Genomic DNA, 22513 nt, shown 5'->3' on the forward strand with positions numbered 1-22513 from the left:
CCCGAATTTAATACAATCTTTTTTCACCGTTCACTTTCAGAAAGACCATGTCTCAAAGTGAGGCATGGTCTTTTTTTCATATCTCAATAAGGAACTAATAATGACACGTTTAGCCAGCCGCTTCGGTGCGGTCAATCTCGTTCGACGCGACCGCCCGCTAACCCCCGATGAACTGGCGCATTATGTGCCGAGTGTATTCAGCGAAGAAAAGCATGAATCCCGCAGCGATCGGTACACATACATTCCGACCATTACCCTGCTTGATAACCTGCAACGTGAAGGCTTTCAGCCATTCTTTGCGTGCCAGACTAGAGTCCGAGACCAGAGCAAACGCGAACATACTAAGCATATGCTACGTCTACGTCGCGAAGGCCAGATCACTGGCAAGCAGGTGCCTGAAATCATACTGCTTAATAGCCACGACGGCTCCAGCTCATACCAGATGCTACCAGGGTTATTCAGATCGGTTTGCCAGAATGGACTAATTTGCGGTGAGAGTTTTGGAGAGGTACGTGTGCCACATAAAGGCAACGTGGTGGAGAAAGTCATTGAAGGAGCTTACGAAGTGCTGGGGATTTTTGATCGCGTAGAAGAGAAACGCGATGCCATGCAGTCGCTGATGTTACCGCCACCTGCACAGCAGGCGATGGCAAAAGCGGCATTAACTTATCGCTTTGGTGAAGAGCATCAACCGGTGACGGAATCGCAAATCCTATCCCCGCGCCGCTGGCAGGATGAAAGTAACGACCTGTGGACCACTTATCAGCGCATTCAGGAAAACCTGATTAAAGGCGGCCTGTCTGGACGAACGACTAAAGGCAAACGTGCCCATACCCGTGCTGTAAAAGGTATCGACGGTGATGTGAAGCTTAACCGAGCTCTATGGGTAATGGCCGAGAATATGCTGCAGCTTGCCTCCTGAACCATTTTATTTTCCCTTCCCTCAGGCCTCATCAATAAACCGGCGAGCCTTTTTGTTTCAAGGAGCAATTATGTCTGTATTCAATTTATCCCCGGTATTTCCTGCAAACGAGCAACGCATCATTCGTCGGGCGTTACGACTATTGGAGAAATATCAGCGTCAGCCGAGTGAGTCATTTACCTCCACCAGCTTCACCAAAACCTGGCTTCAGCTACAGATGGCTCATCAGGAACGTGAAGTTTTTATCGTGATATATCTCGATAACCAGCACTGCCTTTTGGGGCGAGAAACACTGTTTACCGGCACACTCAGCCATACCGAAATGCATCCCCGCGAAGTGGTTAAATTGGCTCTGAAACACAATGCCGCTGCGGTAATTCTGGCGCATAACCATCCTTCAGGTAAGACAGAAATCAGTCAGCAGGATAAACACATCACTCAGCGGATAGTGAAAGCGTTAGCACTGGTAGAAGTGCGAGTGCTAGATCATTTGGTTGTTGGAAATGGAGTGGTTTCTTTTGCTGAGCAGGGGTTGCTTTAAACGGGGATTTTTATGTCATTCACACTACCTTATGAATGGGGGATACAAAGCAATATCACCCCACGATTTGGCGCAAGATTAGTTCAGGAAGGCAACCGGCTGTATTACCTGGCTGACAGGGCTGGATTGACGGGCCGTTTTAGCCCGATACACCTGCAGAAATTAGATCTGGCTTTTCCGCTGTTTGTAGCACAACTGGAAAATATGCTGCGTGCTGGCGAACTAAATCCACATCAGCAACATCAGGTGACCATTCAACTTGCTAGTTTAACTTGCATAGCTGATACCTGTGGAAGCTGCGGCTACGTTTACATTTCTATTTATCCAACCCCGTAACACCTTCTCTCTTCTTCTTTTCTCAGGATTCTACCTATGCACATTTCAACTGTACCGGCCGCGGTGCCGGTTTCGTCACGGCTGTCGCCCGTACAGGTCTGGCAGCAACTGTTAACGTATTTGCTGGAGCACCATTACGGCCTGACACTTAACGATACGCCATTCCACGACGATGCGGCCATTCTGGAACATATCGAGGCGGGAATAACGCTTGCCGATGCGGTTAATTTCCTCGTGGAGCGTTATGAACTGGTACGCACTGACCGTAAGGGGTTCACCTGGCAGGAGCAGACACCGTTCCTGACCGCCACCGACATTCTTAGAGCCAGGCGAGCTACTGGATTAATAAATACTTGAATTCTTCGAGCCTCATTCCTGATTTTTACCTCTGAACTTTCCACCTTTTTTATTCATCGCATAATGCGCCTGCCACTCCCGGCAGGCGTGTTTGCTTTTATGGACGATAAACGATGCAAACAGAACCCGACGTGTTAACGGAACACAATGAACTCATCCTTTCGACCAATATCGAACGAGTAGTTTCTGGCCGCGATGCAGCACTGCTGCAGATTGAACTGCTCATCCAGCAGCTTGATGCCATTTCAAGGCTAACCTCAGAAATTGGTGGTGGTACGGCGCAAGACTGGGTGATGAAGTCAGGGCACCGCTACGATAGTTGGCTGACTGAGAAGGCTGATAAAGCGATGCCTGCCGTTACTCGCAATATCGACAGCAGTATCTGGCGCGATTTGATGCTGAAGTCCGGCATGATGGCCTTGATGGATGCGCAGGCTCGAGACCAGTGGCACAAGAACCTGGAGGAGGGCAATCTTCCTGCTATCAGCGAGGCGAATATTCTCAGCACCTTTGAGCAGTTACATCTGAATAAAATGGACGTCTTCGAACGTGGCATCATTAACGTCTTCAAAGCCCTCTCGTGGGATTACAAAACCAACAGTCCCTGCAGTTTCGGTAAGAAGCTCATCATTAACAATCTGGTGACGCATAACCGCTGGGGCTTTAGCCTTAACTGGGGTTGGCGACGGGATCAGCTAGCGGACCTGGAGCGAATGCTGTTTCTGCTGGATGGAAAACCCATCCCTGACAACCGTGGTGATATCTCTACCCGATTGATGGAGCATATCCGGGATAATCCGGCTAAGGACTTTTACGAAGATGAGTTCTTCAGCATTCGTTACTATCAAAAAGGCACCGTGCACTTGACCTTCAAACGCCTGAACTTGATTGAGCGTATGAACGACATCATCGCTAAGCACTATCCGGCAATGCTGGGGCAATAGCAGTCATTTTAAAGCCGTTGGAAATCGAATTCGGCATTTTTTATGGTAATTGACTGAATTTATTGAAATACCTTTAACTGGATTTTTTGTTGCTTCCCTTGAACAGGTAGTGACTGGATTGAGATTTATCCGATAAGATGCAGATATCCCATTTCTAAATCGCCTTACACACGGAGTATGTGATGGTTCAGGATTCCTCTGCATTAGCCCCTTTCTTTCAATCTCATATTGCAAAAAATAATCAATACAGCCCCGACTGGGGCAAACACTATCGTCAGCTTGTAGAACAGATTCAAGCCGAAAAACCCAACTTTTCTACGGATACAATTCGACAGATTTGGTACGAACGCAGCAATGGCATCTCCAGCCTCCGACAGGGGGGTATGTCCCAGTTTGAATTCGAAACGGCGCAAAAACAGCTGCTCGCTCTCACTCGCATGATGGCAGAAGAGTGTACGCAGGAGAATTACGACCGGGTGATTAAGCGCCTTATTAAACTTAAAACGGATGGAATATTGAACAAGGTGTACTGGGCTCTCTGCCATCGCGCCTTTGCCGCTCTCTATCCGTCTAAAATTACGAACGTCGTGAATATCAGCAATTTTTTTAGCAGCTATAACTACTGCAATAACCATTTTCAACTTGGCCTTTCAGAGGATCAGGAGTGGTTCGCTCGCAATCTTGATCTCAAGAAAGCATTGCACCGCGCACTAGGTGATGATGTCGATCCTATCGAGCTGAATATGTCGCTCTGGCATCTCTATACGCAGGTTATTCAGAAGAACGATATTGGATTAATTGGTAACGAGACTACCTTGCCTGAAGACGAACAAGATGAGGAAGTTACCACCCCGCAACTACCAAAAAATACTATCCTCTATGGTCCGCCAGGCACTGGTAAAACTTACCGCACAATCGATCTGGCCGTACGCGCTTGCGAACCGGCAGCCTACTCGCTTCAGGAAGGTAAAGAGGAGCACGAAAAACGCCGTGAGCTGAAAAAGATTTATGACCGCCTGATTGCTGAAAAGCGGGTGCGTTTTATCACCTTCCATCAGAGTTTTGGCTATGAAGAGTTCATCGAAGGGCTAAGAGCAGAGACCACCGACGATGGCAATGTGCGCTACGAAATCAAAGCGGGTATTTTTAAGCAAATTTGTGAAGATGCTGCTTTTGGTCACGCTGGTGTTCAGCAGAAGCTTGACGAGGCACTTGTCCGCCTACAAGAACGTTTATCTGAAAGTGGAAGCATTACCCTTGAAACGCTGCAGGGCAAAGCCTTCCAACTGGCTTACAAGAGCCAGACCACCTTTGGTATTTTCCCGTCGCAATCGAAAAAAGAGGATTTAGGGCAGGGTTACAATGCTTACCTCAAGAATATCAGTCTGGTCTACCAAAATCCTCAGGCAAAGGTACATAATCCGTCATACGTACGTAGTATCCTTAATTACCTGATTAAACAGGAAGGTTTGCCTTCCAACCCACAAGATTCTGTATCTGAAAAACGGCAAAACTACGTTTTAATTATTGACGAAATTAACCGTGGCAATATATCCAAAATCTTTGGTGAACTGATCACCCTGATAGAAACCTCTAAACGTGCCGGAGAAACGGAGGCTCTTAGCGTAATGCTTCCTTATTCTTCCACCCCATTCAGCGTGCCGAATAATCTCTATTTAATTGGCACCATGAATACCGCCGATCGTTCGCTCACGGCTTTGGATACCGCCTTGCGCCGCAGATTTGAGTTTGAAGCTATGCTACCGGATATCAATGTCTTGAAAGATACGGTTATCAAAGGGATTGATTTGCCACGCCTTCTGCAGACTTTGAATGACCGCATTCAGGTGCTGTACGATAGAGAACATACATTAGGCCATGCCTTTTTTATCCCAGTTGTTCAGGTAAAAGAGGACGAAGAGCTGGCATTTGAAAGGCTCAAGCGGATCATGCGAAACAAGGTGCTGCCACTGCTGGAGGAGTACTTCTACAACGACTGGCAAAAAATTCGTATGGTGCTGGGCGACAATCAGAAAAGCGAAAACCCGCACCTGCAGTTCGTATGTGAGGTGAGAGATCAGAAACAGTTTGCGGATCTTTTTGGCAATAGCGGAACTGAAGATCTGCATGATATCGGTGCCAGTTTCCATTTGGCCTCTGAGAGCGACGATGTCTGGGATATTCCGCTCGCCTGGCAACAAATTTATGCGCCAAAAAATAGTAATCCTGGGAGCAGGGAATGACGTCTCGTCAAAACTTTACCGTCTTCGAATACGGGCTTCTGGTTGATGAAAAAGATAGGGGCCGCATAAATAATGCGGTCGTTCTGCCCTCCAAGCTGTTTGAGTGGCTTGAGCAACGGTGTCTGAAAGATGACGCGGATAACACTCATCGTCTGCTAACCCTGCGCAGCCGGGGGAGTGTAAAAACTCTGCAAGTAAAAAATTATGCTGGTGTTATCTCTCTTCCAGGAAATGCGTTTATTGAAGTGTTGCCAAAAACGGGGCGGCGTGACGAGAACATTGATAATGCGCGTCAGCAGCTTTTAATGATGCTACGTACGCTAAAATCTTTTCGCCATCTTGCCACTTCCGCATCCAGAGTTCGAACCTCGAAGATGCCGCTGATGGATGTATTTATTCAGCAGTTTATCGATAGCGTACAGCAGATTGTGCGCCATGGTCTAAAGCGTGACTATATACGTCAGCAGGACAATTTGTCCTGGATGAAAGGGAAGTTGCTGGTCTCCGCTCAATTAAGCAAAAACTGCGTGCGTCGGGATCGCTTTCAAGTGGAATTTGACGATTACAGCGCTGAACGTCCGGAAAACCGGATACTGAGAACTGCTATCGATAAAATTCGCCAGCAGATCAGCAATCCGCAGCTACTACTACAAGTTAACTCTTTACAGGTTCACTTTGACGATATTGCGCCTGTCGGTGATTTTCGCATCGCCTTCGACCAAGTGTGTCTCGACCGGCATATGCGTCATTATGAACTTGCCTTGGCGTGGGCGCGGCTGATTTTGATGGGGCAGTCTCCTCACTGCATGCAGGGTGACGCCAACGCAATTTCACTGCTTTTCCCAATGGAAGCTGTGTTTGAATCTTTTGTGACTGCATGGATGCGTCATCGTTATAACGATAACTGGCATGTGAAGGCACAGGTGGATTCGCACACCTTGGTTCGTCTCAATGGCAAAGGAGTATTTAAGCTTAGGCCCGATATCTATCTACAGCCTCGTGGGGAGTATGAGGAGCAGGCGATGATTTGTGATGTTAAATGGAAAATGGTGGAGGGGGGCGGAAAGGCGACACTCGAACAGTCGCAGGCTGACCTTTACCAGATGTTGGCCTACGGTATGAACTATCAGGAGGGTATAGGGGATATGCTGCTGATTTATCCTTCACATGAGGGTTTTAGTCAGCCGTTAACTCATCCCTATGAATTCAGCCATCAAAAGGAAAACTCACTGCGTTTATGGGTTGTGCCATTTTTCATTGGTGATAGTTTGCAAAGTTCTGGTCTGCGTTTCCCTGATGGGAAAAACTTGATATAAAATCCCTGTTATTCTCTTTTCACGGTTAGCCATATCGTTGATGGGTAATACCCTCCCAACATCACGGGATGTCCACTTTTTGCTTAAGTGGACATCGCTGCGCATTTCTTGCAAGTTTACTTTTTGGTTTCCACCTGTGGTAATTTTTCAAGTGTCAGCAGTTCCTGACTCTTTACCCTACGGCAATGAGAAACAGCATCCTGAAGTTTGCCACGAACGCTATCATCATAGGCGGTATCCAATAGTTGGTATTGAAGACTGTCTTTGTATGATTGAATGATATTTAGTGGACAGATAAGGCGTATATCTCCGAGTGAATAAATTTTCACTGCCTTAAGTAAATAGTATTTTTCATCTGAAGATCGTACACCCTGCCAGGCCGAGTCTCTAAAATATTCAGCAGGATATGCGGCAGTCGGTACGCCATAAGTATGAGGTGTCAGATCCATTATCCCTGATGTTTTAAGGAACATCGTTAGTATCAAAGCTGGTACCATATGCACAAACGTAAAAATGAGGAATAGTATTCCAGCCATGATTCCACCCGTAACAGTTACTTGATGTAACAAGCTGGTGCGGGTTCTTAACCTGAGGAAAACAACGCCGGGAATAAGTGAGAAAATAATCAGGAACATGGATAGCGCTATAACAGTCAACGCCTGCCAGATCTCGTTTGTTCCGTCCGGAAACTCCAACGTACGAAGAAATAACTCAAGAGGAAAAATATATATACAGGCTGCAAGGGAGAAGAGCACTGGTTGTAAAAAATGCATAGAAAGAACCTTTTTGATCTTCTTCCACTTACCCTCTGTGCTTATCTGTCTATAAGTAATAGAGCCATTGAACCACAGGGAAAGTATAAAGCTGCAAAGCCAAATAGTACTTAACTGAAGTGATACATTCTGTGCAACTTCTTTTCCAGCGTTGTGCATGAGGAAAAAATAGCCAAAAAATATCACTGTTGACAATAGCGAGGTCAGAAGAACGATTTTGATATTGTTTTCTGCCAGCTCATTCCGGAAACTACGTTCCCCCTGATAGTTGGAAATAAAAAGTCCCGTCAGTAGCGAGGGCATAAATAATACAATGCAAAAAAGGAGCATGCTGGTACAAGCAAAGACCATCAGATAACTGAACAATGATGAAAAAGAGATGCTGTCAAAAAAAAGTCCTGTTTGTCCAATACGCGCAAGATGCGACCAGACAAACAATGCCGCAATAGAAGTTGACGCGAACGCAGGTGTAAGGATTGTTAAAAACCAAGCACGTATTTTTATAAAGCGTTTGTTTATTCTGTTATTTTCCATATTCTAGTATCCATCCAAGTTTGACATATGGCCTAGCTAATGACTCCATTTTAGGTCATAGCTCACCAGCTACTTCTCAGGTGATTATGTTCAGTTGTTGCCCTTGAGGAAAGCAGCTCTTCCTACCTGGATCTTGCATTCAAAGCTATGTAAGTGTTCTACTGATATGGCTTTATATCCACTAATTTTGTCTGTTTTTTGTACGGATTTTAACTTGTGGGTACAAGTGCGGGTATAAACATTTATTCCTTATTTTAAAATACATTGATATCAGTCTATTAGGTGTGAAATTCGAGTCCGGCCTTCGCACTCACCCTTTAAAAACTTCCCGCCTATGCCAATCCACAAACCCATCTTTCGGGTAATTCCCTTTCACTATCGGTAGCGCAATCTGTGTCCCGGCAAAATCCCAGAAAAGCCGCTCAACAATCCCGCCGCCATTTACCGCCTCAGACACTAACACCTGCATATTTTCATCTAGCCCAATCGAACCCTTATCAAACGCCTTATGGTGAATTGCGCATAGCGCCAGCCCGTTTGAGATCTCACACGGACCGCCATACTGTTTCCATTTGATATGTGCCGCTTCAAGTGCGACGGAGGCATTGTCATGTCGCATATTAAACCCGCAGATTGCACATTCGTAGTTGTAGGCGCGAAGCACCTGCTGACGGAACAACGGATCGCGAACTTTGCGAATCTGCTGAATATCAAAATCCATTTCCTCAGCGATCTCTTCCTGAATACTTTCAGGAAAATGAGCTTCCAGAATTTGCTGGGCCAGTGAGCCGATGAGGTATTTGTTTTTCGTCAGCAGCGCGTAATGCTCTTCATCAAATCCGCCAGCGACGTTGTATTCGACCAACTCTCGCGTCGGCGGTTGCTTGCTTCCCGCAGTTGAACAGTGTTCATCATTTTGAAGTTCCCAGAAGCCATCACCCTTAAGACGCCAGAAGGGCATATCAGGCCGGTACTGGGTACGCTGTGGACCAAAACGTTCCAGAAGACTATGCAGCTGATCGCGCACTTCTGTCCCGTAGTTAAACAGGCGAGCGTGGCCGCGTTGATAGTTTGCAAGAACATAAAGAAGCAATAATGGTTTATGCGGCGCACGTTGTTCACCCTTGCGCCAGATGGTGATGTTGGCAATTGCCTGTTCTAGATTTTTGCTGGACGTCATCGCGTTATATAAGAAGCTAAATAATTGCGATGATGCTCGCGAAACTCCATCCAATCAACCTACTGGTTTCTCACAACGAATAAAAAAAGAACCCAATGACGCCTTCTTCCCTCCATTGATTTATCCGCTTTTTGCAACCTTTGCAGATAGCACCCCGATGAAATCCATAACCTGCTTTTGCATGTGCAATGGCGGTTTGCTGACTTTACGCACCCGTTTCTTTAACTCGGTTTCTTCGAGATCTGCGAGTTGCCAGCAATCTGCTCGTCGATCCTGCCGATCGGCATGTCGCGCTTTCTCTTCACTCGGGAAAACGTGCTGAGATTTTCCCCTGCTGGCGGAGCGCCACGCAAAAATTTCCCCCATCGGGTGATGGGGGAGGCGTTTACTTCTTACCGTTAGGCTTGAGCAGTTCACCCGGCTTAAGCTTGAACAACTCATCGTCACGGGTGGAGTAGCGAACCGTCCCGTCCGACATCCGATAAGCGCCTTCGGTGAATCCCGCACCGTTCAGGAACGGCGCAACCGCGTCCGATTTATTGTTGAAAGCCGCTTCCAGCGCAAGCAGTGCGTAAGGCGCAATATGGTCGATGTTGGCAAACTCAGCCTGCGGATCGTCCACGAAGAAGCCGTTCACGCGCTGGGTGTTGAGGATATTTTGTCCCACGCGATCAGCCAGCGTCAGATACGCCTTTTGCCCCGTCGCCTGCCACAGGTCGATCAGCGCAAAAATGGCATAGGGCTCGTGGTTATCCGTCTGCATGTTCAGCGCGAGTTTTGCACCGCCGGGCTCACCGATATCGCCAAGATTCTGGCCTTTGGCGATGCCGCGTGCTACGCGCCAGATGGCGTGATCAGGTTCGAGCGTCCAGGCGCGGGCGTAGGAAAGCAGGAATTCATTGCCCGCAGGATAGGCTTTCAGCGTTGTGCCTTTTTTGCCGTAGTAGCCGTCCCGTTTTAAGACGTAGCCAGAGAGATCCGTTCCATTGGCCAACATCGGACGGAAGGTATTGGTCGGCTCGTCATAGGCGTAGGTGGCGAAGGCTTTCAGGCCATCCAGCGTCCATTTTTTGAGATCGTTACCGTCGTTGCCCAGTTGTTTTGCCAGCGCCAGCTGCATCAGCGCGTTTTCGGAATAGAGTGTGCTGGTCCTGCCTTTCAGCAGCATATTGCCTTCCAGTGCGTCGGGGCCCAGCTCCGGACCAAACTGACGCTGGGCGCGATCGCCATACTTTGAGTGGGTATCGCTGTCATCGAGGGTGTCGGCGCGCTTGAGCGCCTGCGTAAACTGGTAAACCCCCAGCCCGGTTTTTTTATCGCGCGGCAGTACGTACTGCTCGGCAAGGCGCGTCGACCAGGTCAGCGCGCCCGCGTCACGATCGTACTGATAGAGTAGCGAAGCGGAGTAGATAAGATCGTTCCCGGCGTTGAGGAAGCTCAGTCCCTTAGTGGCAAAAAATGGTGGCTGTTGCTCAAAGTCGCTTTGCCACAGCGATCCCATCGCTTTGCCGTACTCACCATGGCGGCTGGTTTCCAGTGTTTTCCAGTCGTAAACGTGCGCATTCCAGAAGGCTTTGATAAATCGCGCGGTGGCTTTGTCATTCACAGCAAACATCAGATCGTAATAGGGATAGGCATTCTTGAGCTCGTGAACCCTCTCCTTTTCACTGGGGCCCTGTGGTTCAAGGGTTCTCAGGTCGATAAAACGATGCCCGCCCCACAGCAGCAGGCCGCTCGGATCTTGATAGTGGTCGAAGTAATAACGGACATTCGCTTCGGCCCGCTGTTTATATTTCGCCTCGCCGGTCAGATGAGTTAATCCCACCAGGACGCGCATCAAGTTCTGTTGGGCGGAGAAGTTGGACAGCACCGCCGCTTTGCCGTCCGGGAAGATCCACTCCATCTGTTTGCCAGTGCGCGGATCCACGCCGTCTGCCAGCAGCGGCGAGTTATGTCCATATCGATCGCCAGCCTTATCGAGAACCGTGTCCGCGAACAGCTTAACGCTGCTCAAACGCTCACTGTCCTGTGCGAGAGCGGAAAACGAGAAGACGCTCAGAATACCCACCGTCAGCGCTATTTTTGAAATCGTCATTATTGTCCCCATAATAAAATAAGGGTTTAAAGAAACCCTTATTTATTGACTCCAGATTATTACACGTTCATCAGAATGAATATTTCACACCAACGCGGTAACGCGTTTGTCTTTCATCCGTGACTTTACTGCCGGACACATTCCCAACCGCCATATACGGGGACCAGTTTTTATCAAACTTATAGGTGAGTTTAAAATCATGCGTCCAATCATAATTTTCGCTGTCAGCTAACACCACGCCCGCTGAGTTCGCTTTTTTATAGTCAATTTCGTAGTCGAGCTGGTAATCCTTCAGGAATTTCCACGACAGTACGCTCGTTAAGTTATAGCCGTTTTCCGACGTGTCTTTTGCGGTGCCAATATTGCCAGAGTTACGTTTATAGTAAGGACGATAACGCAGTGAGGCGCTGACGTCATCGGTCAGGTTAGCTTTACCGCGCAGGTAAGGGCGATAATTATTCGATGACGAGCTGGTATCCAGCGAGAAACCCGGCTCAATCTGGAAAGTATTATTAATTTTATATACGTAACTTGCTACCACTTCGGTGCCATTGCTGACGGTTTCATCAAAGGCTTTATCTTTATCCTGAGATCCTTTCCATTTACCTTCAAGGGATAAGCCAAAGCCATTGGCAAAGCGGTGAGACATTAACAGCCTGTCTTTATGACTATTACCGGCGCTGTCGTTCATTTCATGACGATAATCAAAGGTGACTGCGTGTGCCGCAATACTCATAAAAGGGACGGTAAATAATAACAATGAGCGCAACATAGAGATCCTCTATTTTTATTTTCCAAAGGTATAAGATATTCTCTGCCACAAAGCAGTTGGGTCGATAAAAGTAATAATTAAAATGGGCGTGTGGTGCCGGGTGCCTCCCGGTGAATTGAGCGCCGATTTCTCAATTCGTCCATAAAAACGAAATACATTGAGGGTTCCCTCATGTCAGCATGACCCCTCCGCTTAGGGGGATTCACCACACATAATTCTGTTATTCCCTGGTGTTGATGTTTTTAGTAAAGGTTGTGATTTTGTGGAATTAACTTTTACACAAAATGAAATAGTGTTTTGAGATCGAGATCTGAATCTTAATAAGAGGCGTTGGATTATTTAAGGTCATGCTTATAAAGATAATCTTAATAATTATTTTATGTTTTAAAACAATAAGATATGGGTCTTTTGCTGGATTTTACTATTATTTATAATACCGAGTTTAAGATATATCGGCAGTGTGTGGTAAATTTATTCCTGGATAAATGGCAACACACCGATGGAAAAATACCGTAAACTTATCGGCATAAGTTACCGTGAAAGACACATCGAGCGTTTAGCAGGGAGTGAAGTTAAACAAACGTTAAACGAATTGGCGGAATAATAAAAAAGTGTCGTGACCTCTGGAGCCTCAAAATGACTATCTATGGAAAAGATCATTTATTCATTTATGGAGTAGAGAAAGTACTGAAGCAACTGCGTCGGGAGCAGCACGTAGGACCAAACGGCGATCCCCCCTGTGTGTATGTCACGTCGGGAATGGATATTCAGGAAATGTATTCTCTGTTCTTCACCACCCCGCCGGATCACTGTTCTATATTTATCACCTCCGAGCGGTACTTTGATTCACTTAACCGCCTGTTTCCGGGGCTCATGAAGCTATGCCTGTCAGAAAAGCTGACGGTCGAAGAACTGCGTCAGGCGCTTAAGGTGATGAGCCTGCTGTCGGCGCAGAATCAAAGTTCAGGCTATCTGCCTGATACCTTTAAATTTACCAACGCTGAACAGCAGATCATGAGATTGATTCTGCGCGGACATTCACTCGATGATATCGCGCGGATCCGCGGCGTGAGCCCTACTACCGTGAGCGTTCAGCGCAATGGCTTGATGAAGCGCACGGGAACGAAAAGCCTGATGGAGCTCTGTTCGCTTTATACCGCGATACGTTCCCATTAACTGCTCCTGACGAAAGGCGCTAAAACACCGGCACGCCCAGCCCCAGCTTCACTTCACGCAGTGTCTGCTGGGTGATGTCGTGCGCGCGCTCGCTGCCTTTTTTTAGCAGGGACATCAGCGTTCCTTTATCCTGAATATAGGTCGCGCGTCGCTCGCGCATGGGTGCAATCAGCTCCTGCAGGCACTCTTCCAGCTCATTTTTACATGTTCTGTCGCCCAGTCCGCCCTGCTGATAATGCGCTTTCATCGCGGCCACTTTGGCTTTGTCCGGGTGAAACGCGTCGAGATAAGTGAACACCACATTGCCGTCAATTTGCCCCGGATCGCTGACCTTCAAATGCTTCGGATCGGTATACATAGCGCTCACCGCGCGGTGAATGCTCTCTTCGCTGGCGGAAAGGAGCAGCGTGTTGCCGAGTGATTTCGACATTTTGGCGCTGCCGTCGATACCCGGCAGACGGCTGGTGTCGCTCAGCATGGCTTTGCAGTGGCGCAACACGGGCGCGGGCAGCAGGCTATTCATCTTATGGACGATTTCATTGGTTTGCTCGATCATTGGCAACTGGTCGTCACCAACGGGCACGACTTCGGCCTTGAACGCGCTGATATCTGCCGCCTGGCTGATGGGATACACCAGAAAACCGACCGGCAGCGAGCGGGCGAAACCTTTCTGCGCGATCTCGTTTTTCACCGTCGGGTTACGCTCCACGCGGGCGACGGTGACAATGTTCATATACAGCGCGGTCAGCTCGGCGAGCGCGGGCAGGGCGGATTGCAGGCAGATCGTGGTGAGTGTGGGATCGATACCTGCCGCCAGATAATCAGCCAGCACTTCAGGAATGTTGTCGCGGATTTTTTGCGGATTGCTGCCGTTATCGGTCAGACCCTGCAGGTCGGCGACCAGAACATACTGCTGATAGTCGTGTTGCAGTGCCACGCGCTGGCGCAGCGAGCCCACAAAATGGCCGAGATGCAAAGGGCCGGTGGGACGATCGCCGGTCAGAATAGTGGTTTTGGTGTGCATAAATGACTCCTTCATTTTTAAAAGCCGAAAGGAGTCTTTAGAAACGCAAAAACCGCCTTTCGGCGGCTATTGGAAATGGGAAAAACACATTTGGGCCGCCTTTAAGAAGGCAGCCACCAGCGGTTGATTGGATTGACGCTGAAATGTGTATTCATCAAATTACCGTACCATGGCTGAGCGCAGGGGTAAAGCGGTGCTCAGAGGTCCCAAATCATCTCATGCTGCGCCATCGACGCTGGCAGATATCCACTTCCAGTGAAAAGAGGCGCGAGACAACCTGGCACCGCAACGGGGGTAAAAAGACCTGAATAGCGCGCATTAAGTTCCTGGAGCATTCGCCGCGCATTACCCTGGCCTCGCATCGCCGGCTCAACAAACAGAAAGCGCAGCTGCGGGGCAGGGGTCTGCGTGGTGATAGCGGCCCAGGTTCCGGCGTTGTCCGTCAAAACCTTGCTGGGAAGAACGGTCAGCATCTGGGGATCAAGCAGCCAGGGCGTGGGCTCAGCCGGTGCGCGAAAGACGGCGCGTAGCAGCGCATCGGGTGGAGTGGAAAAGAGTTCTGCCACGGGCGCATTCTGCGTTTCGGCACTTTTAAAGCCCTTTAAGCCCTGCGTGATGCGAAAACCCAACGACTGATACAGCGCAACGGCAGCGGTGTTTTCCGCAATCACTTCCAGGTAAAATCGTTCAACACCGCGCGTTTTTAGTGTCTCAAACAGAGGTGCGAGCATGGGTTTTGCCAGTCCCTTCCCGCGAAATGCAGGGCTAATCGCAAATGCCGCCAGCCGCGCAGCGTTGGCGCGACGCGTAATAATGGCGATTGCCGCCGGTTCGCCATCCACCGTCCATACGCAGGAATCCTCCACGCTCATTCCTTCTGCCCGAAAGCGCAGCGCAAACGCGTCTGGCGTGAGCGATACCGGCACAAAATAGTCCTCGAAGCAGCGCTCAAGAATGTCGGTAAGTTCTGCAAAACTGAAGTGAAGCGCGCTAACGGCGGTCAGTCCCATGGCGATTGTCCCTGCGTGATAGATGGACAGTCAGTGTAGCGGATTACTCGCCAACCAGCTCGATCCGGTTGCCGTCCGGGTCCGCAATCACCGCTTCATAATAGCCATCACCAGTCATGCGCGGGGCGCTCAACAACGTGCCGTTCTGACGGGCGTTTTCCGCCATCCGATCGACGTCCGCTTTGCCACCGACGTTGATGGCAATATGCGCCCAGCCGACATATTCCGCAGCCGACGGCGCGTCGGCAAGTTCCGGTAACGCCATCAGCTCAATCGTAGGGCCGTCACTTAGCGTAATAAAATGCGATTCAAACCCAGGGCGGTTTTTGCTGACGTAACGTTCATTACTCTGGCCGGCAAAAACCGTTTCCCAGAACTTAACCTGCGCGTCCAGATGGCGGGTCCAGAGTGCGACGTGTGCAATGTTCATATTTATCCTCGTTGTCTGCTGTTAACCGTTGAGTGGCGATCGACCTGGCGGGCGGGCAGCTCTTCCTGCGCTACTTTCTCGCGCGATCGTTCTGCCTGAACGGGCTGAAACCAGAAACCCTCATTGGGCTTACTGGCGACAATTTGCGGAGGCTGATGAGTCAGTTTCATACGGAAACTCCCGTGGATTGACAGGCCGGGCGTCATGCAACATTATGCGCATTGATGCTCGATTTGGATTTTAACAGGATTTATTATGCTCGATTATGCTGCTTTTCCGGAACAACGGCAAGATCGGATCCGCGCGATCCTTCAGGAGAACGGCAGAGTGGTATGCGCCGAACTGGCGACGCAAATGAGGGTGTCGGAACATACGATTCGCCGTGATTTACATGAACTTAGCAAAGAAGGTATTTGCAAAAAAGTCTACGGCGGCGCGGTGCTCCAGCTGCCGGATGCCGGAAATTTCTTTAGTCGTGAGCAGAAAAATAGTGCAATAAAAGACACAATCGCGCAGAAAGCTGCAACATTTATCAAGCCGGGGAGTTGTATTTTTATCGACACCGGTACGACCAATCTCGCGCTGGCGAAGGCGATTCCTGCCGATCTTAGCGTGACGATCGTGACCAATTCTCCGGCGATTGCGGCGGAACTGCTGCGTCATCCGCAGTGCGACGTGATCATGACCGGCGGACAGATCCAGCGTGCGTCGGGCGGAACGGTGTGCGCGACGGCGGCGAGCCAGATCCAGGGCATTATTTTTGATCAGGCCTTTATTGGCGGCTGCGCGATGGATCCGGAAACGGGTCTGACCGGCTTTGATTTTGCTGACTGTGAGTTCAAGAAAATGGTTATTGCACAGAGCAGTCAGACGCTGGTGGCGCTGACGACGGATAAAATCCCCGGCGTGGCGCGCTTTGTGGTGGCGAAAAGCAGCGATATCGATGTGCTGATCGTCGAAGCGAGTATGAATAAAGCGGTTTTAGACGCGTTTGCGACTCAGGATGTTCGCATTGTGTGCGCCTGAGGACTTTGACAGGCAAAACAGGCTACACTCTGATTTTGAGCGCTAAGAGCCGAGGATAAGAACAATGCACTACTCACAGAAAGATCGCGATAACACGGATAAAGCAGAAGGCAAAAACGGCACGGGCGCTTTGCAGCAAAAGCTGCTTGAGTCACGCTCGATTATTATTTCCGGCGAAATTGACCAGACGCTGGCTGAAAAAGTGATTACTCAGATGATCCTGCTGCAAAGCGTCAGCAACGATCCGATCAAGCTCTATATCAACAGCCAGGGCGGCCACGTTGAAGCGGGCGACACCATCCACGACTTCATCAAATTTATTCGTCCGGATGTGCACGTCATCGGTACTGGCTGGGTCGCGAGCGCGGGGATCACTATTTTCCTGGCGGCGAAAAAAGAGCATCGTTACGCGCTGCCGAATACCCGCTTTATGATCCACCAGCCGCTGGGCGGCGTGCGCGGTCAGGCGACGGATATTGAAATCGAAGCCCGCGAAATCATCCGCATGCTGGAGCGCGTAAACAAACTGATTTCTGACGCGACCGGACAGCCGCTGGAAAAAGTGAAAAAAGACACCGACCGTAACTTCTGGATGTCCCCTGCGGAGGCGCTGGACTACGGCATCGTGGGCAAAATCATCACACATTATGATGATTTAAAGCTGGATTAATCGCTCCCGTTAGCGCCCACGGTTCGGGCGCTAACGCACCTCAAACACCACGGCCATCCAGTTCGTTCTGGTATTTTCTGGAAAGGCTGGATAAGGATCGAGCGGTGTACATGCCCCCGCCCAAATATAGACATCCTCGTCGATGCGATACCAGTGCGCATTGCCTTCCACCGCGTCACCCACGACCGCTCCCTGAACACCCACCTGACTTCCTGCGAGCAGCTCACGCGCGACAGGCGAGAAAATCGACGGACTTTCTTTGCGCGCATACACGCTCATCAGGGTTTGCACGTTGCCGGTGACTGGCAGTTCGGTGAAGGGGCGCATATCTGACCTCATCAAAACACTCTCTTATTAATTAACGATATAAGTCGCAGTGAATCAGGCGCTCACGATAAAGAATGAAACTGTCACGGTGTGTCATCCGAATGGCTGAAGATGCGCTTTTCGCGGCCACTTGACCCACGACAAGGCAGCCCAACGTCGGCTCTTTCATAATTGCGCCTGTCTCTCATCTCACTGGTGCTTTCCATGGCGTATCAACTGAATCTCAACTGGCCAGAATTCCTCGAAAAATACTGGCAAAAACAACCCGTTTTGCTGAAAAATGCTTTCCCGAATTTTATCGATCCGATCACGCCAGATGAGCTGGCAGGGCTGGCGATGGAGCCCGAGGTGGATAGCCGTCTGGTGACCCATTTCAACAATCAATGGCAGGCCAGCAACGGCCCGTTCGAGCATTTCGATGGCCTCGGTGAAACCGACTGGTCGCTGCTGGCGCAGGCGGTGAATCACTGGCATATGCCCTCCGCCGAGCTGGTGCGTCCGTTCCGCGTACTGCCAGACTGGCGTCTTGACGATCTGATGATCTCTTATTCCGTACCGGGCGGCGGCGTGGGTCCGCATATCGATCAATACGATGTGTTTATCATTCAGGGGATGGGGAGCCGTCGCTGGCGCGTGGGTGACAAGCTGCCGATGCGTCAGTTCTGCCCGCATCCGGCATTGCTGCACGTCGATCCTTTCACACCGATCGTTGATGAAGATTTGGAACCGGGCGATATTCTGTATATTCCACCTGGATTCCCGCACGACGGCTTTACCCATGAAACTGCGCTGAACTATTCCGTTGGTTTCCGTGGGCCGAACGGTCGCGATCTGATCAGCAGCTTTGCGGATTACGCGCTGGAAAACGATCTGGGTGGCGAGCACTACAGCGATCCGGATCTGACCTGTCGCGCGCATCCTGGCCGCATTGAACAGTACGAACTCGATCGCCTGCGCAGCATGATGATCGAGATGATCAGCCAGCCGGACGATTTCAAAAAATGGTTCGGGAGCTTTGTCTCTACGCCGCGCCACGAGCTGGATATCGCCGCGGCGGAACCGGCATATGAGCCAGAAGAGGTGCTGGACGCGTTGATGGGCGGTGAAACGCTGAGCCGTCTGAGCGGCCTGCGTGTGCTGAACATCGGAGACAGCTTCTTTATCAACAGTGAACAGCTCGAAACTGTAGATGCGAAAGCCGCCGACGTGCTGTGTCGTTACACCGAGTTTGGCCAGGCTGAACTGGGTGACGCACTGCAAAATCCGGCGTTTATCGACGAACTGACCAGTCTGATTAACCAGGGTTACTGGTATTTCGACGAGTAAGCCGCTCCGCTAAATAGGCGACGGCGTAGCCTTTGCGCCGTCGCAATGATAAGGTTTCTCCGTCTCCCGTTTACGCAAACATCACTATGAATCTTGCCTCGCCGTCATATCCGTCAAATAAGCGCCTGTTTTGCGTGGAGGACTTTATCGGTTTTGGCGAGCGCTACGGCATTGATTATCACTTTCCGCGCCTCAACGATGTGGCTAGCCAAAACAGCCCGGTGCTGCATGGCGACGTCGAAGAGATGACTCTTTCCTCCGGTATTTCGTTAACCCATTCTGATGTGCGCGTGCTTCAGCCCTATGAAACCACCTCCCGCCACAGCAGCCCGCTGTATATGCTGGTGGTGCTGGAAGGGTGCGTCACGTTGACGCTGAACGGCGAAGAATATCAGGTGCGATCCGGGATGGCGTTCAGTTCGTGTTTAAGCGAGCAGCAGGTAATGAGCGCACGCCACGACGCCGATAGCACATTGAAAACGCTCTCTTTTGGCGTCTATCCAAACGATGCCCAGCGCGAGAGTTTGCTGGAATCGCTGCTTCAGGAATGGCAGTGTCTGCATGCGCCGACGTTTGTCTGGCAGGTGCCGGGATTTGTGCTGACGGGTATGCAGCATGCGCAGCAGCGTAGTTTAAGTGCGCTATCGCGCAAGCTGCTGCTGGAAGGGCTGATGTATCAGTTGCTCGGTCACGGTTTGCATCAGCGTCAGCAGCAGGTGAGTTGTCGCGCAATGCCGATGGCCGGCGAACGCGCGCGTCTGGAACATATCCGGCATATGCTGGAACAGTCACCGGAACAGGAGTTCACGCTTGCACATCTGGCTGCTCAGGCGGCGATGAGCCCGAGCAGCCTGCGCAGTAAATTCCGCCAGGCGTATGGCTGCACGGTATTTGACTATCTGCGTGACTGCCGTCTTGAACTGGCGCGCCGTTATCTGCTTGAAGGCCACAGCGTTCAGCAGGCGGCGTGGATGTCTGGCTATCAGCACGCCACCAATTTTTCTACCGCGTTTCGCCGTCGCTACGGCATCTCCCCCAGTGATTTCCGCCAGCGCGGCTAACGCACTTTCCCCTTTCGCGCGAATGCATCGCGTGCGGTTTGTCATTGCGCATACGTAACCTGGCGGTGCGCATAGCTGTTTGCGATCTCAAAAAGGTAATAATTCTTATTAACAATTAGAAATGCCTTTGGAGATTTTCATGTTCGCTCATTCACGGCTGGCCTTGCTGATAGGGTGCGTTACCGGGAGCGTTGCGTTCCCTTTGCTGGCGCAGGATGCTCAAAAAACCGAAACCGTTGTGGTCACTTCGCAAATGCAAAGTGGCGCGACCAAACTCGAAACGCCGGATATCGAAACGCCGCAGGCGGTGTCGATTGTCACGCGCGAACAGTTTGAAGAGCAGGGCGCGACCAGTGTGCGTCAGGCGGTGAGCTACACGCCGGGCGTTTACAGCAATCAGATTGGCGCGTCGAATCGTTTTGATTACATCGTACTGCGCGGTTTTTCCGACGGTAGCCTCGATAACATCTATCTCGACGGCCTAAAAATGATGGGCGACACCAACTCCCACAGCTCGCTGGTGGTTGACCCCTGGTTCCTGGAAAATATTGAAGTGGTGCGCGGTCCGGCCTCGGTGCTGTATGGCCGTTCATCGCCGGGCGGCATTGTCGCGCTCACCTCACGCAAACCGTCGTTCGATCCGGGCGGTGAGATCAAACTGTTCGCCGGCAATAACGACCAGCGCGGCGCGATGTTCGACGTTACCGGCCCGCTGGACGACAACGACCGCGTGGCAGTACGCCTGAGCGGCATGACGCGTTATGCCGATTCGCAGTTCGATCCGCTGAAAGAAGAACGCTACGCGCTGATGCCAAGCCTGACCTGGCGCATCACCGATAACACGCGTCTCGATCTGATGGCCTATCTGCACCGCGATCCTGAAGGCGGCAGCCACTCCGGTTTACCCTATGACGGTACGGTTGTTTCCCGTAACGGCAAGAAAATTTCCAATACGTTCTTTGAAGGCGAGGACGATTACGACAAATACGATCGCCGCGAGAACATGGTGGGCTACAACATTGAACACATGTTCGATAACGGCTGGTCTGTGCGTCAGAAACTGCGTTATCTGCACACCAAAGTTGAGCTGAATCAGGTGTATGCCGCAGGCTGGCTGAATGACACTGAGCTTAACCGTGGTTATTCCGGTTCCGACGAGAAAATGAATGCCATCACGCTGGATAATCAGGTCGACGGCAGCTTTGATACCTGGGCGGTCAATCACCGCGTGCTGATCGGCATGGATTATCAGGATCGTAGCAACAATACCACCGGCTACTACGGTGGCTTCCCGGCAATTGATGCGTTCCATCCGGTGTACGGCGCGAAGCCAGACTACATCACGATGTACGGCCAGGAAAAACATAAGCTGCGTCAGACCGGCTATTACCTGCAGGATCAGATGTCCATCGATCGCTGGCGTTTGACGCTCGGCGGGCGTTATGACCAGGTGAGCGTCTCGAATATTGATAAGCTGAATAATACCCGCAGCGATCTGGATAAGAATAACTTCAGCAGTCGTGCGGCGTTGTTATACCTCTTTGATAATGGCGTTGCGCCGTACATCAGCTATTCCACCGCGTTTACGCCGACCAGTTTTGCCGATGAGAATGGCCAAATTCTGGACCCAATGAAAGGCAAGCAGTGGGAAGCGGGTGTGAAATATGAGCCGGAAGGAATGAACAGTCAGTTCAGCGCATCCGTCTTCCGCATCAACCAGAAAAATATCGCCACGAAAGAGGAGCCGACCGATCCGTATCGTTCTATCGGCGAAATCGAATCCGAAGGCGTAGAACTTGAGGCGGTTGGTCAGCTTACTGATAGCCTTCGCATGCAGGCGGCGTATACCTACACCGATATTCGTTACAAGAAAAGCAGCCCAGAGGAAGAGGGTAAACGCGCGGTTTACGCCCCACGCAATATGGCAAGCGCGTGGCTGAGCTACGATGTCAAAACCGGTCCGCTGGACGGCCTGACGATCGGTTCCGGCGTGCGTTACGTGAACGGCGTGACCAGCGATCGCCAAAACACCCATACGTTGCCGTCTTATACGCTGGTGGATATGGCGGTGGGCTACGATCTGTCGAAGGTCGGGCTGACGGGTGTGAGCGCGCAGCTTAACGTCAATAACCTGACCGACGAAAGCTACGTGGCGGCGTGTAACTCGCTCTCATATTGCTACTTTGGTGCCGAGCGCAGCATTGTCGGCAGCGTGTCGTGGAAGTTCTGATTTGTTAGCTGTTGCCCGGTGGCGTTGCGTCTGCCGGGCCTCAGAGCTGGGTTCCTGCCCTTTACAGGCTGAGGAGATGGTTGCACATTGTACTCACTCTCCATTTAGGGAGAGGGCTGGGGTGAGGGGGAGCATGTTGCTCAGGAGGTTATTCCGTTCACTTCCAGACACGTTCTTCTCTGTGGTTCCTGAAACGGTGAACGTGTTAAGGGGGCTATCG

General features: G+C 50.6%; 22 protein-coding genes. 13 read left to right on the forward strand and 9 right to left on the reverse strand.

Annotation, left to right across the window (positions count from 1 at the left end; all coding sequences use genetic code 11):
* Window positions 1-100: 100 nt before the first annotated feature.
* The 7 genes from AC0LWE_RS17040 (at window position 101) to AC0LWE_RS17070 (ending at window position 6659) form a co-directional block, all read left to right on the forward strand.
* A complete protein-coding gene (locus AC0LWE_RS17040) occupies window positions 101-922 on the forward strand; it encodes a DUF932 domain-containing protein (protein ID WP_474265912.1) in 822 nt (273 codons plus the stop codon).
* A gap of 70 nt (window positions 923-992) precedes the next feature.
* On the forward strand, window positions 993-1463 hold the full coding sequence (gene radC, locus AC0LWE_RS17045) for a RadC family protein (RefSeq protein WP_474265914.1): 471 nt from the start codon (window positions 993-995) through the stop codon (window positions 1461-1463).
* Between the two features lie 12 nt (window positions 1464-1475).
* Window positions 1476-1799, forward strand: coding sequence for a type IV toxin-antitoxin system YeeU family antitoxin (locus AC0LWE_RS17050; RefSeq protein WP_474265916.1), 324 nt, complete (start codon window positions 1476-1478; stop codon window positions 1797-1799).
* 36 nt (window positions 1800-1835) lie between these two features.
* On the forward strand, window positions 1836-2156 hold the full coding sequence (locus AC0LWE_RS17055; RefSeq protein ID WP_474265918.1) for a TA system toxin CbtA family protein: 321 nt from the start codon (window positions 1836-1838) through the stop codon (window positions 2154-2156).
* A gap of 113 nt (window positions 2157-2269) precedes the next feature.
* Entirely contained in the window at window positions 2270-3100 is an 831-nt protein-coding gene (locus AC0LWE_RS17060; RefSeq protein ID WP_474265920.1) for a DUF4942 domain-containing protein, read from the forward strand.
* A gap of 182 nt (window positions 3101-3282) precedes the next feature.
* The gene (locus AC0LWE_RS17065) at window positions 3283-5343 is read left to right on the forward strand and encodes an McrB family protein (protein WP_474265922.1); all 2061 of its coding nucleotides are present in this window, start codon (window positions 3283-3285) and stop codon (window positions 5341-5343) included.
* Window positions 5340-6659 carry an McrC family protein gene (locus tag AC0LWE_RS17070; protein WP_474265924.1) on the forward strand — a complete coding sequence of 440 codons (1320 nt, stop codon included), beginning with the start codon at window positions 5340-5342 and terminating at the stop codon, window positions 6657-6659. Before AC0LWE_RS17065 ends, AC0LWE_RS17070 begins: the two co-directional genes overlap by 4 nt.
* A 116-nt stretch (window positions 6660-6775) precedes the next feature.
* On the opposite strand, the gene AC0LWE_RS17075 is transcribed toward AC0LWE_RS17070, so the two are convergent.
* From AC0LWE_RS17075 to AC0LWE_RS17090, 4 genes are all read right to left on the reverse strand, one after another.
* Window positions 6776-7966, reverse strand: a complete 1191-nt coding sequence (locus AC0LWE_RS17075; protein ID WP_474265926.1) for a hypothetical protein — start codon at window positions 7964-7966, stop codon at window positions 6776-6778.
* Between the two features lie 310 nt (window positions 7967-8276).
* Window positions 8277-9146: a phosphorothioated DNA-binding restriction endonuclease gene (locus AC0LWE_RS17080; protein ID WP_202667978.1), complete on the reverse strand. Its 870-nt coding sequence runs from the start codon at window positions 9144-9146 to the stop codon at window positions 8277-8279.
* Window positions 9147-9531: 385 nt separating this feature from the next.
* The gene (locus AC0LWE_RS17085) at window positions 9532-11241 is read right to left on the reverse strand and encodes a pectate lyase (protein ID WP_219347092.1); all 1710 of its coding nucleotides are present in this window, start codon (window positions 11239-11241) and stop codon (window positions 9532-9534) included.
* Window positions 11242-11311: 70 nt separating this feature from the next.
* Window positions 11312-12013: an oligogalacturonate-specific porin KdgM family protein gene (locus AC0LWE_RS17090; RefSeq protein ID WP_131489618.1), complete on the reverse strand. Its 702-nt coding sequence runs from the start codon at window positions 12011-12013 to the stop codon at window positions 11312-11314.
* Window positions 12014-12649: 636 nt separating this feature from the next.
* Here AC0LWE_RS17090 and AC0LWE_RS17095 point away from each other — a divergent pair.
* A complete protein-coding gene (locus tag AC0LWE_RS17095) occupies window positions 12650-13189 on the forward strand; it encodes a helix-turn-helix transcriptional regulator (RefSeq protein WP_059180027.1) in 540 nt (179 codons plus the stop codon).
* Window positions 13190-13208: 19 nt separating this feature from the next.
* Here the strand turns inward: AC0LWE_RS17095 and trpS are convergent, their stop codons facing one another.
* From trpS to AC0LWE_RS17115, 4 genes are all read right to left on the reverse strand, one after another.
* Complete coding sequence (trpS, locus tag AC0LWE_RS17100; protein ID WP_059180028.1) at window positions 13209-14213, reverse strand: tryptophan--tRNA ligase; 1005 nt, start codon at window positions 14211-14213, stop codon at window positions 13209-13211.
* A gap of 197 nt (window positions 14214-14410) precedes the next feature.
* Window positions 14411-15223, reverse strand: coding sequence for a GNAT family N-acetyltransferase (locus AC0LWE_RS17105; RefSeq protein ID WP_202667975.1), 813 nt, complete (start codon window positions 15221-15223; stop codon window positions 14411-14413).
* A 43-nt stretch (window positions 15224-15266) separates the two neighbouring features.
* Entirely contained in the window at window positions 15267-15653 is a 387-nt protein-coding gene (locus AC0LWE_RS17110; RefSeq protein WP_174342644.1) for a VOC family protein, read from the reverse strand.
* A 2-nt stretch (window positions 15654-15655) separates the two neighbouring features.
* Window positions 15656-15823 (reverse strand): hypothetical protein, encoded by a 168-nt coding sequence (locus AC0LWE_RS17115; protein WP_202667974.1) that lies wholly within the window; start codon window positions 15821-15823, stop codon window positions 15656-15658.
* 85 nt (window positions 15824-15908) lie between these two features.
* On the opposite strand from AC0LWE_RS17115, the gene AC0LWE_RS17120 reads away from it, so the two are divergent.
* Both AC0LWE_RS17120 and AC0LWE_RS17125 read left to right on the forward strand, forming a co-directional pair.
* Window positions 15909-16679: a DeoR/GlpR family DNA-binding transcription regulator gene (locus tag AC0LWE_RS17120; RefSeq protein ID WP_202694449.1), complete on the forward strand. Its 771-nt coding sequence runs from the start codon at window positions 15909-15911 to the stop codon at window positions 16677-16679.
* 64 nt (window positions 16680-16743) lie between these two features.
* Window positions 16744-17349 carry an ATP-dependent Clp protease proteolytic subunit gene (locus AC0LWE_RS17125; protein ID WP_059180032.1) on the forward strand — a complete coding sequence of 202 codons (606 nt, stop codon included), beginning with the start codon at window positions 16744-16746 and terminating at the stop codon, window positions 17347-17349.
* A 30-nt stretch (window positions 17350-17379) separates the two neighbouring features.
* On the opposite strand, the gene AC0LWE_RS17130 is transcribed toward AC0LWE_RS17125, so the two are convergent.
* Window positions 17380-17676 (reverse strand): SH3 domain-containing protein, encoded by a 297-nt coding sequence (locus tag AC0LWE_RS17130; protein ID WP_131487315.1) that lies wholly within the window; start codon window positions 17674-17676, stop codon window positions 17380-17382.
* 204 nt (window positions 17677-17880) lie between these two features.
* Between AC0LWE_RS17130 and AC0LWE_RS17135 the strand changes: the two genes are divergently transcribed.
* The 3 genes from AC0LWE_RS17135 to foxA all read left to right on the forward strand — a co-directional run bounded on the left by AC0LWE_RS17135 (window position 17881) and on the right by foxA (window position 22293).
* On the forward strand, window positions 17881-19002 hold the full coding sequence (locus tag AC0LWE_RS17135) for a ribosomal protein uL16 3-hydroxylase (protein ID WP_219347091.1): 1122 nt from the start codon (window positions 17881-17883) through the stop codon (window positions 19000-19002).
* Window positions 19003-19088: 86 nt separating this feature from the next.
* Window positions 19089-20063 (forward strand): helix-turn-helix transcriptional regulator, encoded by a 975-nt coding sequence (locus tag AC0LWE_RS17140; RefSeq protein WP_219347090.1) that lies wholly within the window; start codon window positions 19089-19091, stop codon window positions 20061-20063.
* A gap of 121 nt (window positions 20064-20184) precedes the next feature.
* On the forward strand, window positions 20185-22293 hold the full coding sequence (gene foxA, locus AC0LWE_RS17145) for a ferrioxamine B receptor FoxA (protein ID WP_219347089.1): 2109 nt from the start codon (window positions 20185-20187) through the stop codon (window positions 22291-22293).
* Window positions 22294-22513: the final 220 nt, after the last annotated feature.

The sequence above is a fragment of the Lelliottia sp. RD5 genome (assembly GCF_056032945.1).